The sequence below is a fragment of the Micromonospora sp. NPDC005173 genome (genome assembly GCF_040608515.1).
Taxonomy (GTDB): Bacteria; Actinomycetota; Actinomycetes; order Mycobacteriales; family Micromonosporaceae; genus Micromonospora.
On sequence record NZ_JBEXIK010000009.1, the window covers coordinates 169,558 to 181,470 of the forward strand.

At 70.3% G+C, this 11,913-nt stretch carries 12 protein-coding genes; 3 read left to right on the forward strand and 9 right to left on the reverse strand.

Translation table 11 applies throughout. The annotated features are described in order from the left end of the window. The first annotated feature begins 24 nt into the window (after positions 1–24). On the forward strand, positions 25–594 hold the full coding sequence (locus ABZV00_RS13820) for an integrase core domain-containing protein (protein ID WP_355605490.1): 570 nt from the start codon (positions 25–27) through the stop codon (positions 592–594). A 105-nt stretch (positions 595–699) separates the two neighbouring features. Continuing rightward, positions 700–2,811, forward strand: a complete 2,112-nt coding sequence (locus tag ABZV00_RS13825; protein ID WP_355605492.1) for an MMPL family transporter — start codon at positions 700–702, stop codon at positions 2,809–2,811. Positions 2,812–2,835: 24 nt separating this feature from the next. On the opposite strand, the gene ABZV00_RS13830 is transcribed toward ABZV00_RS13825, so the two are convergent. The 3 genes from ABZV00_RS13830 to ABZV00_RS13840 all read right to left on the reverse strand — a co-directional run bounded on the left by ABZV00_RS13830 (position 2,836) and on the right by ABZV00_RS13840 (position 4,589). Then, positions 2,836–3,978, reverse strand: coding sequence for an EamA family transporter (locus tag ABZV00_RS13830; RefSeq protein WP_355605495.1), 1,143 nt, complete (start codon positions 3,976–3,978; stop codon positions 2,836–2,838). Between the two features lie 75 nt (positions 3,979–4,053). Beyond that, complete coding sequence (locus tag ABZV00_RS13835; RefSeq protein ID WP_355605497.1) at positions 4,054–4,350, reverse strand: hypothetical protein; 297 nt, start codon at positions 4,348–4,350, stop codon at positions 4,054–4,056. Beyond that, positions 4,347–4,589, reverse strand: coding sequence for a hypothetical protein (locus tag ABZV00_RS13840; RefSeq protein WP_355605500.1), 243 nt, complete (start codon positions 4,587–4,589; stop codon positions 4,347–4,349). Before ABZV00_RS13840 ends, ABZV00_RS13835 begins: the two co-directional genes overlap by 4 nt. Before the next feature lie 118 nt (positions 4,590–4,707). Here ABZV00_RS13840 and ABZV00_RS13845 point away from each other — a divergent pair, with 118 nt between their 5' ends. Next, on the forward strand, positions 4,708–4,863 hold the full coding sequence (locus ABZV00_RS13845) for a hypothetical protein (protein ID WP_355605503.1): 156 nt from the start codon (positions 4,708–4,710) through the stop codon (positions 4,861–4,863). Positions 4,864–5,004: 141 nt separating this feature from the next. On the opposite strand, the gene ABZV00_RS13850 is transcribed toward ABZV00_RS13845, so the two are convergent. The 6 genes from ABZV00_RS13850 to ABZV00_RS13875 form a co-directional block, all read right to left on the reverse strand. Further along, on the reverse strand, positions 5,005–5,880 hold the full coding sequence (locus tag ABZV00_RS13850; protein ID WP_355605506.1) for a CoA ester lyase: 876 nt from the start codon (positions 5,878–5,880) through the stop codon (positions 5,005–5,007). A 5-nt stretch (positions 5,881–5,885) separates the two neighbouring features. Continuing rightward, on the reverse strand, positions 5,886–7,346 hold the full coding sequence (locus ABZV00_RS13855; RefSeq protein ID WP_355605509.1) for a dihydroorotase family protein: 1,461 nt from the start codon (positions 7,344–7,346) through the stop codon (positions 5,886–5,888). Then, positions 7,343–8,776, reverse strand: coding sequence for an MmgE/PrpD family protein (locus tag ABZV00_RS13860; protein WP_328415131.1), 1,434 nt, complete (start codon positions 8,774–8,776; stop codon positions 7,343–7,345). The genes ABZV00_RS13855 and ABZV00_RS13860 overlap by 4 nt, the downstream gene beginning before the upstream one ends. Beyond that, positions 8,769–9,611: a cyclase family protein gene (locus tag ABZV00_RS13865; RefSeq protein WP_328415133.1), complete on the reverse strand. Its 843-nt coding sequence runs from the start codon at positions 9,609–9,611 to the stop codon at positions 8,769–8,771. The genes ABZV00_RS13860 and ABZV00_RS13865 overlap by 8 nt, the downstream gene beginning before the upstream one ends. Positions 9,612–9,730: 119 nt before the next feature. Then, entirely contained in the window at positions 9,731–10,936 is a 1,206-nt protein-coding gene (locus ABZV00_RS13870) for a CoA transferase (RefSeq protein WP_328415135.1), read from the reverse strand. Between the two features lie 81 nt (positions 10,937–11,017). Then, a complete protein-coding gene (locus ABZV00_RS13875) occupies positions 11,018–11,878 on the reverse strand; it encodes an IclR family transcriptional regulator (RefSeq protein ID WP_355605513.1) in 861 nt (286 codons plus the stop codon). Positions 11,879–11,913: the final 35 nt, after the last annotated feature.

Consider the following 11,913-nt stretch of genomic DNA (forward strand, 5'->3'; position numbering starts at 1 on the left):
GCCCGTTGGAAGGTGCGCCAGTCGATGGGCCGCGTCGGATGCTTCGACAACGCCGTCGCCGAGGCGACCTTCTCCACCATCAAGGTCGAGTACGTCCACCGCCGCCAGTTCCGTAGCCGTGCCGAGGCGCGCCTGAAAATCGCCACCTGGATCACCGACTTCTACAACCGGCGCCGCAGGCACTCCGTCTGCGACTGGCGATCACCCATCGACGACGAACGACCAACGACCGGCGCACTGGAGGCCCCCGACCTCGACGCCGAACCGCACGAAGACACAATCGCGCTCGCACCATGGGTCACCCTCGTTGCCGCCGGCCGGATCACCGCCGCGTGCGCGGGGAGCAGACGACGAACCCGCTCATGCCACGGGACAGCGTGGGATCACCCCGCGTGCGCGGGGAGCAGAGGAGCACGCCTCACCATCCGCCCACCGGCTGAGGATCACCCCCGCGTGCGCGGGGAGCAGGTCGGCACCGCCGGCGGCCTGGACGCGAGCGTCGGATCACCCCCTGCGTGCGCGGCGAGCAGACGTTCACCGAATCCGACAGGTGGCACCTCGGTTCGGGAGCGGCCGGAGGGTGTCGGCCCCTAGGGGTTTTGGGCAGTGGTGTCGGTGCGTACTGCCGATGTCGGGACGCTTGGGTAGACGGGAACATAACCTGGTCCATCGGGGATTGGACGTCCAAACGGGGGGATCATGGCCAGGTCGGTCGCGAGCTTGATCACAGGACGCAAGACGAAGTACCTCATCATCGTGTTCTGGCTGGCTCTCGTCGCGGTGGCTGGGCCGCTTGCCGGCAAGCTCACCAGCGTCGAGGACAATGAGGCCAAGTCCTGGCTGCCGGGTAGCGCGGAGTCGACTCAGGTGCTCGACCGGCAGGCGGCGTTCGCGTCGGCCGACACGATCCCGGCCGTTGTCGTCTACCAGCGGTCTTCCGGACTGACCGAGACCGACCGGGCGCAGACAGTGTCCGATGCGCACAGGTTCGGCCAGATGGCCGAAGTCGACGGTCAGGTCGGCGGCCCGATCTTCTCCGGCGACGGTCAGGCGGCGCAGATCATCGTCCCGCTCAATCTCGGCCCTGAGGGGTGGGACAAGGCGGGCGATATTGTCACCTCGATGAAGGACGTCGCGAAGGCCGGCGCCAGCGGGCTGTCGGTGCACGTCACGGGGCCCGCTGGCAGCGCGGCGGACTCCAGCGAGGCCTTCGCTGGCATTGACGGCAGGCTGCTGTTCGCCACGATCGGTGTGGTCGTGGTGATCCTGTTGCTCACCTACCGCAGTCCCGGGCTGTGGCTGCTGCCCGTCGTCTCCGCCGGCGTCGCGCTGACGGCCGCCCAGGCGGTCATCTACCTGCTGGCGAAGAACGCCGGCCTCACCGTCAACGCGCAGAGTGCGGGCATCCTGACCGTGCTCGTGTTCGGCGCGGGCACGGACTACGCGCTGCTGCTCGTGGCGCGGTACCGCGAGGAGCTGCGGCGCCACTCAGACCGGCATGAGGCCATGGCGGTGGCGCTGCACCGCGCCGGCCCGGCGATCATCGCGAGCGCCGGCACCGTCGTGATCGGCATGCTATGCCTGCTCTTCGCTGAGACCAACTCCACCAAGGGCCTCGGCCCGGTCGCCGCGATCGGTGTCCTGGTTGGGCTCGCGGTCATGCTGACCCTGCTCCCGGCCATGCTCGTGACGGTCGGCCGCTGGATCTTCTGGCCGGTGCGGCCCCGGTTCGGCTCCGCGGAGCCCACCACCACCGGGTTGTGGGCCAACATCGGCAAGCGGATAGCCAACCGCCCCCGAATCACCTGGGTCGCCACCGGCCTGGCACTGGCCGTCATGGCGATCGGCCTCGTCCAGCTCGATGCTACCGGGCTGACCCAGAAGGAATCGTTCCGTGGCAACCCGGACTCGATCGTGGGCGAGGAAGTGCTCGCCCGGCACTTCCCGGCCGGTGCGGGCAACCCGGTCGTCGTAATCAGCAAGGCGGAGCAAGGCCCCGCGGTGAAGGCGGCGCTCGCGTCGACTGAGGGCATCGACCCGGCGTCGGTCAGCGAACCCGTCGCCAAGGGTGGCCTCGCCTATGTCGTGGGCACCCTCAACGCCGCGGCCGACAGCCCGGCGGCCTACGACACGGTCGACCGGGTACGCGACCGCGTGCACGCCGTGCCCGGCGCGGACGCTCAGGTCGGCGGCAACACCGCGATCAACCTCGACCTGCAGCGGGCAGCCCGATACGACCGCAACCTCATCATCCCGATCGTGCTCGTCGTGGTCCTCGTCATCCTGGCGCTGCTGCTGCGAGCCGTCGTCGCGCCGTTGGTGCTGGTAGCGACGGTAGTGCTGTCGTTCGGTGCCGCCCTGGGCGCGAGCGCGCTGGTCTTCCGGCACATTTTCGGCTTCGGCGGCGCCGACACGTCGTTGCCACTGTTCGTGTTCGTGTTCCTCGTCGCACTGGGCATCGACTACAACATCTTCCTGATGACCCGGGTACGCGAGGAAACCGCGAGGTACGGCACCCGGCGCGCCGCACTCATCGGCCTCGCCGCGACCGGTGGCGTGATCACGTCCGCAGGTCTCGTCCTCGCTGGCACCTTCGCGGTGCTGGCCACCCTCCCGCTGACCGCCTTCGCCGAGATCGGCTTTGCGGTGGCGTTCGGCGTCCTGCTTGACACGATCATCGTCCGGGCGGTCCTGGTCACCGCGCTGAACCTCGACATCGGACGGCACATGTGGTGGCCCAGCCGGCTGGGCAAGATCGCCGACGTGGAGCCCGCCGAGGCGGCCCAGCAACCAAGCGAGGTCCCCGCCTGACGGATTTCGGCGGGTCAATGGAAGTCACGGAACGCGGGGCTGACCGGCGCTGTCAGCGCCTCGAGCCGGTCGGCCGTCAGGTTGATCATGCCGCCATGCGTTTCCAGTCGTGCTCAACCTGGCACCAGGAAGCGGAACCTCGACCGGAGTTGCGGCCGGCCCGGCTTGCGGATTCTCGATGCGGGCCGGCGCCCTGCGAATGACCGGGATCTCCACAGTGGCGGTGGTGCCAAGCGCCGGGGACGCGAAAGGCATCAACGGCAGTTCCATCGTTACGGAATCACCGATGGCCATTCCGCGACCAGTCGGTTGGGCCACGGCCGTTCGTCTCCGCGCATCGACCACGATGGCGAGCATCCCGCTGAGGATGATCAGACAACCGGCGACCTGCGCCATGGCGATCCGCTCGCCGAGCAGCGCGACGCTCAACAACGCCGCGGTCAACGGCTCCGCGAGCGTAAGGGCACCGGCCGTACCGGACTTGACGGTGCGCAAACCTCGTGCGTACAACAGGTACGGAACGGCTGTCGCGGCGAGACCCAACCACACGACGAGTAATCCGGTGCGGACGTCCACCACCATGGCGATGTCCATGTGGATCCACGGCGCCAGTACGAGCGCGCCGGCTGCCATGCTGCCGGCGGTGGCCATGATCAGCGATGGGGTGCGCGCCGACAGCCGTTTCATCGCTGTGGTGTATGCCGCGAAGGTGATGCCGGCAAGGCCGCCCCAGCAAAGACCCACCACGTCCACCAGCCCGGTCTCGGGTCGCAGTAGAACCACGCAGCCCCCCACTGCGCCGACGGTGCCGCTGCACCACAACGCGCTCAGCCGCTCACCGTCCAGCACGCGGCCGGCGATGCCGGTGAACAGGGGGACTGCGCTGATGGCTACGACGGTGCCCATTGCGGCTCCGCTGTGTGACACCGACGACATGAAGCTGAATTGGTACGCGGCGCTCGCTACCCCCGCCACCAGCAGCAGGACCCACGACCGTCGTCTTGCCGGCGATGGAGAGATCTTCGAACGGCAGAACCCGAGAACCACCAGACAGATGCCGCCTACCGCATGTCGCCACCCGGCCAGAGCGGCCATGCCGATGCCGCTCGCCGCCAACGTCTGCGCCGGACCAATCGTTCCCCACAGCGCCGCGGCGCCGAGAACCATCGCGGCACCCACCACGTTCCCATGCCCACGTTTCACCCAAACAGAGGTACGGCCGGACCGTGACCAAGCGAAAGATCATCTTGTGTCAGTGCATGCTCGGCGTAGCCCGCAGAGGCCGTGCGGAGATTCGACGGCGCCGTCGTCTCGGGTGTCAGATGCTGCTGTCGACGCCGGGACGGTCGAGGCGGAGGGGATCGTCAGCTGCCCCCACTGGCCGGCCTCGGCAGGGAAGACCTGCTCGATTCGCTCGACGTCGGTGGCGAGGTCATCGCCGGTGTCCCAACGCAGGCATGCCTCCTCCAGGCTGACCGCGGCGTCGACGTACAACTTCGCTGTCGGGGCGAAACCGATGAGCGCCTCGAATGCGGTCACCGAACCCGCGAGGGAAGCCAGCAAAGCAGCAACCAGGCCGGCTGCGGTCCGGCCGCCTCCGTCCGCGAACTGACTGACCGCTCCCGCCATGGGGCCAAGCCGAGCAGCGTGTTACGCACGATGATGGCCTGTTGATTCGCACGGGTGTACTCGTCGACCCGGTTGCGGTAATACGTCAACTGACCGGCGATACGCACGCTCTTGTACACGGCGCGGACAGCCGTATCCCGGTCAGTCACTGCGGCTCCCGTCCTGCCTTGACGGCCAGCACGGCTCGTCGCAGCACCACCGCACGATCCTGGCCGGTATACGGACCGCCACCGCTACCAGGTCACCGACACCGGCCTGGACCACGCCATGCTGCTGACCCGGCTGCACGACCGACTCATCCGCCCCGCCACCGCGCAACTGACCGACCCCGACCCGCCAACCCGATCACCACTCCACGCGGCGGCCCGCGCCTACAACACCGCCCTCGACCGCCTCACCAGGCAGGCAGGACTGGCGACCTGAAACACAACACCCACACCAAATCCAGCACGCCGATCAACAAACTTGACTGGATCATGCCGGCTTCGCCGGCTTTAGCTCCGTATCGGCGCTGAACCTTAACGGGGTGAAGATCCTCTACCCCGTCTGACCGACAGTTCGGAACTACGACGGCGGGCCGGGATGGTCACCCATCCGGGCCGCCCGGTCGAGTACCTCGGCGGCGGCGCGAACCACGGCGCGGTCGAGCATCTGGCCGTTTGCCTGGGTGGCGATGCCGGTGCCCTGGCGTTCCGCCTCGGCCAGGGCGGCCAGCACCCCCCGGGCCGCCTCGATCTCGGCGGCGCTCGGGGTGAACACCTCGTTGATGGTGGCGAGCTGGTCGGGGTGTACGGCGGTCCGGGCCCGGAAGCCCTGCCGCAGCAGAGCCCGGGTGCTCGCCGCGAGCCGGACCGCGTCGCCGAGTACGGTCTCGACCGGGCCGACCGGGGCGGTGATCCCGGCCGCGGCCGAGGCGACGACCACCTGGGACCGGATCGGTGCGAGTTCCGCCCCGTCCGGACCGGGCTGCAGGCCGAGTTCGCCGGCCAGGTCGGCCTCGCCGAGCCCGAGTCGCAGGACCCGGGGAGAGGTCGCCACCCGGGCCACGTCGAGCACCCCGCGCGCGGTCTCGATCAGGGCGATCACCTGGAACGTCCGGTCGGGCAGCCCGAGTCGCCGCTCCGCCGCGCCCAGCGCTACGTCGACGGCGGCGAGCAGTTCCGGTTCGGCCTTCGGCACCCAGACACCGGCCAGCGCCGGGCTGGCCACCGCGGCGATGTCCTCGGCCGCCCGGTCGCTGTTGACCCGTACCCAGAGTTGGCCGGGCCGCGGGTCGGCCAGGTGGGCGGCGGCCGACGTACGGGCGACCGCCTTGTTCGCCGGGGTGACGGCGTCCTCGAGGTCGAGGATGAGGGCGTCGGCGCCGCGCAGGTGCGCCTTGGCGAGCAGCTTCTCCCGGTCGGCCGGGACGTACAGATAGCTGCGGGCGACCGGGGCCATCGCGGCTACCGGTCCGACCGGGAGACGTACCGGCCGACGGGGTCGCCGACGACCTTGCCGGCGGCGAGCACCTGCTGACCGCGCAGGAACGTGTCGGTGACCCGGGCGGTCATCTTGAAGCCCTCGAACGGGGTGTATTCCTGGGTCGACTCGGAGTCCTGCGCCCGGACCGTCCACGGGCTGCCCTCGTCGACCAGGCAGAGGTCCGCGTCGTAGCCCTCGGCGAGCGCGCCCTTGCGGGTCAGGCCGAACCGCTGGGCCGGGTTCCACGAGGTGAGCTGGGCGACCCGCTGGTGCGACAGACCGCGCTGGGCGGCTTCGGTGAGCAGGCCGGGCAGCAGGTATTCGGCGCCGCCGAAGCCGGACTTGGCGATGAAGATGTCGTCGCGTGGGGTGCCGAACTTCTGCTCGTCGCGGCAGCAGGCATGGTCGCTGACCACCCAGTCGATCTCGCCGTTCAGCACGTGTGTCCACAGTGCCTCGACGTCCTCGCGGGGACGCAGCGGCGGGTTGACCTTGCCGCCGAGGCCGTGTGCGGTGGTGATGTCGGCGACCAGGTGGCCGATGGTGACCTCGCGCCGGAAGTTGATGTGCGGGAACGCCTTCGCCATCCGCAGCGCGGCGTCGACGGCCTTGGCCGACGACAGGTGCAGCAGGTTGATGTTGGGCAGCCCGGTCTCGTGCGCCAGGTAGGCGGCGATCGACACGGCCAGTCCCTCGGAGTGCGGCGGCCGGGAGGCGTGGTACGCGGCCAGCCCAGTCAGGGTCCCGTCCTCCTCGACCATCTTTGTGTACGCGCTCATGATCTCGGCGGTCTCGCAGTGCAGCGACAGCGAGATCTGGTCGGCGAGGTCGGGGAACCGTTCGCGGACCGCCTGCACACCGCGCATGACGAACTCGAAGTGCGCGTAGTCGTACCGCTCGCCCTCGGGGATCATCAGGAACGAGTTCTGGTCGGTCGAGCGGCCGTGCAGGCCGTGGCTGCCGTAGAACATGAAGATCTTGAACGAGGTGACACCGGACTCGACCAGGTCGGGGAGTTCGGTGATGTGCTGGCGGGACATCGGCGCCAGGTGGAAGCCGTAGTCGACGTACGCCCGGCCGGCCGACGCGGCCAGCACCTCGGGAAAGAAGTCCGAGTACGCCCCACCCCGGTTCAGATAGTACTGCCCGGTGCGCATGTAGTTCAGCGCGGTGGTCACCCCGCCCTGCACCGACGCGCGGCTCTCCGACGCGGTGTCCTCCGACAGTGGGTTGTAGATGCCCCAGTGCTGGTGGGCATCGACCACGCCGGGGAAGGCGAGCTTGCCGCCACCGTCCACAACGGACTTCGCGTTGGCCGGGTCGATGCCGGCGGCGATCCGCTCGATCCGGCCGTCGACCACGCCGATGTCGGTCAGCTCGGTCTCGGCGCTGTCGTGCCGGACCACCCGTACATTGCGCAGCAACAGGTCCAGGGCCGTCATGATGTCTCCTCCTTATCGTTGCCCGGGCCTGCGGCCAGAGCCATCAGTACGTCGATTCCGGTCGCCTGGTCGAGCCGGGCGACCTCCGCTTCGATTCCGGCGATGGTCGCCGCGGGGAGCCGGCCGGTGACGTTGTCCCGGAACTTGGTCGCGAGTTCCGCGTCCGACAGCGGCCGGTCCGGTCCCCCTCGGTTGGTCAGGATCTCCTCGGTCCAGTCCGTGCCCTGCCGGGTCCGGATCCGCAGCACGGCCGGGAACTGGTTCGGGAAGATCGCGTCGCAGCGTTCGTCGGCGACCACCTCGACCTTGGCCATCAGGGCCCGGCGGTACGGGTCGCGGGCCAGTTCGTCGGTGAAGTCGGCGAGCCCGACCCCGAGTCCGCCGCCACCGAGCAGCCCGGCGACGACCGTGTACGGACCGCTGAACTGTGCCTGGTAGCCGGTCTCCGGCGCCCGCTTGACCTCGATCGGCTGCCCGATGGTGCGGATGACCGCGGTCGGCACGCCGAGCGTGATCGTCTCGATGTCGTCGACGTCCAGCCCCCGGGCGCGCAGCGCGCCGGCCGCGTCGATGCCGGCATGGGTGAAGTGGTTCGCCGGATAGGGCTTGAAGAAGATCCCGGGTACGGCCCACTGCGTGCCCAGCCCACGGCTGATCGCGGTGGCGTCGTACTCGCCGCGCAGGAACGCCTCGAAGAAGCCGAACCGGCCCTCCAGTACGGTCGGCGGTCCGGTGATGCCGCGCCTGGCCAGCAGTGCGGCGCTGACCGCGGAATGTGCCGACCATCCACAGTGGATGCGCTTGACGGTGCCGCCGGTGCGGTTCGCCTCGATCAGGCCCGACGCCATCGAGGCGGCGATGCCGAGCGAGTCGAGGATGCCGGCCGCGTCGAGCCCGAGCAGCCGGGCCGCCGCGGCCGCGCCGCCGAGCGCCCCGCAGATCGAGGTGGCGTGTTGGCCGTGCTCGAAGAACACCGAGTTGCCGGCCTCGAGGTCGTAGCCGGCCATACCGAGCCGGACGCAGACCTCCAGGCCCACCGCGATCGCGGCGACGGTGTCCTGACCGGACGCGCCGGCGAGTTCGGCGGCGGCCAGCGCGGCCGGTACGACCGCCGCGCTCGGGTGCAGCACCGACGGCAGGTGGGTGTCGTCGTAGTCCAGCGAGTGCGCCAGCACCCCGTTGCCGAACGCGGCCAGCGGCGCCGGCACCGCCTCGGCCAGGCCGATGACCCGGGCCTGCCCGCGCCCGCCCTGCTCGGCGACGTACGCCAGGGCGGCCTGGCTGGTTGGCAGTGGTCCGGCCGCGACGCACAGCCCGAGGATGTCCAGGATCCGTTTCCGGACGCTGTCGACGACCGGGGCCGGCAGCGAGTCGTATCCGGTGCCGGCGGCGAACTCGGCGAGTTGGCGGGCCAGCGTCGGCTCAGCCATGGGAGACCACCGCGAGCGGCCGGACCGGCGAACCAGTGGCCCCGAACAGGGGCAACGGCGCCATGATGAAGGTGAACTCGTGCACCCCGGCGGCGGCGATCGGTTCCAGGTCCATCGCCTCGATGAGATAGATGCCGTGTTCGACCAGCAGGATCCGGTGCGCCGGCAGGGAGCTGTGCCCGGCGCCGGGGGCGAGCCGCTCGAAGGCGATGGTGTCCGCGCCGGCCGCGTGCACCTCCCGGTCGGCGAGCCAGCGGGCCCCGGCCGCGCTCACCCCGGGTACGCCGGAGTCGTGCCCGATGTACCGGGTCCGGTCCGGGTCGTCGAAGTGCCGGCCCCAGCCGGTCCGGATCAGCACCACGTCGCCGGCACCGACCGGGCTGCCCTGTCGGGCCACCGTGGCGTCGAGGTCGTCGGGGGTGATCTCGTACCCGTCGGGGCTGACGTCCTGGCCCAGCGCGGCCGGCACGTCGAGCAGTACGCCCCGGCGGACCATCGGCTCGATCGTGTGCGCCCCCAGTTCGACGTACCGGCCGCCGGTACCGGCCGCCGCCGCGTCCGCGCCGCCGTACAGCCGGCCGTCCTGCGAGACGTGGGCGAGGGCGTCGACGTGCGTACCGACGTGGGTGCCCATCACCAGCAGGTCGTTGGCCGCCGAGCCGCCGTCGGCGCGTACCGAGTCCCCGTGCCGGCGCGGCAGGGTCAGCAGGAACGCCGGGTGGTTCGGCGACTGCGGCATGCCGAAGAACAGTCGCCGGCCGAGGTCGTAGACCTCGACCCCCTCCTGCACGGCGGCGAGCAGGCGATCGGTGGTGGTGGAGCTGGTGGCGGTCACGGTTCCTCGCGTTCCTTGTCGCCGGGGCGACGGTCTGGTTCCTGTCGCCGGGGCGACGGTCTGGTTCCTGTCGCCGGTGGCGACCATCGGGTTCCTGTCGCGGTCGGCGACGGTTGCGGTCAGGCGACGATCTGGCGGCTGCGTAGGTCGGCGATCTCGGCCGGGTCGCAGCCGAGTTCGTCGACCAGCAGGGCTTCGGTGTCGGCGCCGGGACTCCGGCCGGTGAACCTGATCCGGCCCGGGGTGTCCGACATCCGCCACATGACGTTGTGCATCCGCATCGGCCCGAGGTCCGGATCGTCCACCGTGGTGATCATCTCGGTGGCCTGGACGTGCGGGTCCTCGACGATGTCCCGGGCGGTGTAGACCGGGGCTACGGCCGCACCGGCCGCCGCGAAGGCGTCGGACACCTCGTCGCGGGTCCGTTCGCCGATCCAGGCCCCGACGTACGCGTCGAGTTCGTCGGCGTGCGCGGCCCGTCCGCTGCCGGTCCGGAACCACGGCTCGTCGATCACCTCGGGGTGGCCGACCAGTTCGAGCACCCGTTCGGCGATGGTCTGCGCGCTGGTCGACACGGCGACCCAGGCGCCGTCCTTGGTCCGGTACGTGTTGCGGGGCGCGTTGTTGCTCGACCGGTTGCCGTTGCGCTGGCCGATGATGCCGAGCTGGTCGTACACGGTCGGGCCCGGTCCCACGGCGGTCATGATCGGTTCGAGCAGGTTCATGTCGATGACCTGCCCGCCGCCGGCCCCGCCGGGGCGGTCGCGGCGCCAGAGCGCCATCATCACCGCGGACGAGGCGGCGATCCCGCAGATGCTGTCGGCCAGCCCGAACGCCGGCAGGGTCGGCGGTCCGTCGGGCGCGCCGGTCAGGTGCGCGAAGCCGCTCATCGCCTCGGCCAAGGTGCCGAAGCCGGCCCGGGCGGCGTACGGCCCGGTCTGCCCGAACCCGGTGATCCGGACGATCACCAGGCGCGGGTTGACCCGGTGCAGCTCGGTCGGCCCGATGCCCCAGCGTTCCAGCGTGCCGGGCCGGAAGTTCTCCACCAGCACGTCGGCCTGTTCGGCCAGGCGCAGCAGCAGATCCGCGCCGGCCGGCGCCGAGAGCTTGAGGCCGATCGTGCGCTTGTTGCGGGAGATCTCCTTCCACCACAGTGGATGGCCGTCCTTGGCGCTGCCGTGCCCGCGCATGCTGTCGCCGGCCTGCGGGTGCTCGACCTTGACCACCTCGGCGCCGAAGTCGCCCAGGATCTGGCAGCACAGGGGGCCGGCCAGGATCGTCGAGATGTCGAGCACCCGGAGTCCTTCGAGCGGTCCGTCACCCACGGGTACCTCCCACACAATCGGTCTGTTCGGCTGAGGGAAACGCCGGTCCGCTGAACAGAATCGTCGTCATCCTAACCACGCTCACAACCGCAGGACCAGCGGCTGTGAGCCAGTGGTCGTGTGATCACGGGTACCGGCCTGGCGCGGTACCGGACGGAAGCCGATCTCGGCCGAGATCTCGCCGGCCGCCTCCGCGACCAGGGCACCGTGCGCCGCACACGCCCGCGCGTCGAAGCGGTCCTGCGGCCCGCACAACGACAGCGAGCCGAACACCTGACCGGTCGAATAGAGCACCGCGGCCGCCACACTGCCCGCACCCGGCTGCCGCTCGCCGAGGCTGACTGCGTACCCCTGCTGCCGGATGTGGGCGATCTCCGCCCGCAACCGGTCCACCGAGGTGATCGTCGCCGCCGTCACCTGCTCCAGCCGGTGGTTGTCGAGATAGTCCTCGACCTCGGTGTCCGGCAGGGCCGCCAGGATCGCCTTCGACGACGAACCCGAGTGCAGCGAATGGCTGGTGCCCAACGACACCGACATCCGCACCTCGTGCGGCGACAGCACCTGGTCGACGTACACCCGGGACCAGCCCTGCCGCATCGACAGCGTCGCCGTCTCGCCGGTGGCCCGGACCAGCCGCACCATGTAGCGGCGGGCGATGTCCGGCACGTTCAGGGCCCGCAACGCGGCCAACCCCACCGCCAGCGCGCCGGGGCCGAGCTGGTACTGCTTGGTCTCCTCGTCGAAGCTCAGGAAACCGTCGCCGACCAGCTCCTTGAGGATCCGGTGCGCCACCGCCTTGGGCAGCTCCAGTTCACGCGCGATCGTCGACACGCCCAGGGTCTGCGGCGAGCGCTCGGCGATCATGTTGATCACCGAGAGCGCCCGGCCCAGGCCAGACCTGGTACGGCTGTCCTCGCTGTCGACGGCAGGTGTGATGGTCATCGTGGTCCTCGCTGTCTGTCCAATGTGCTGTGCGG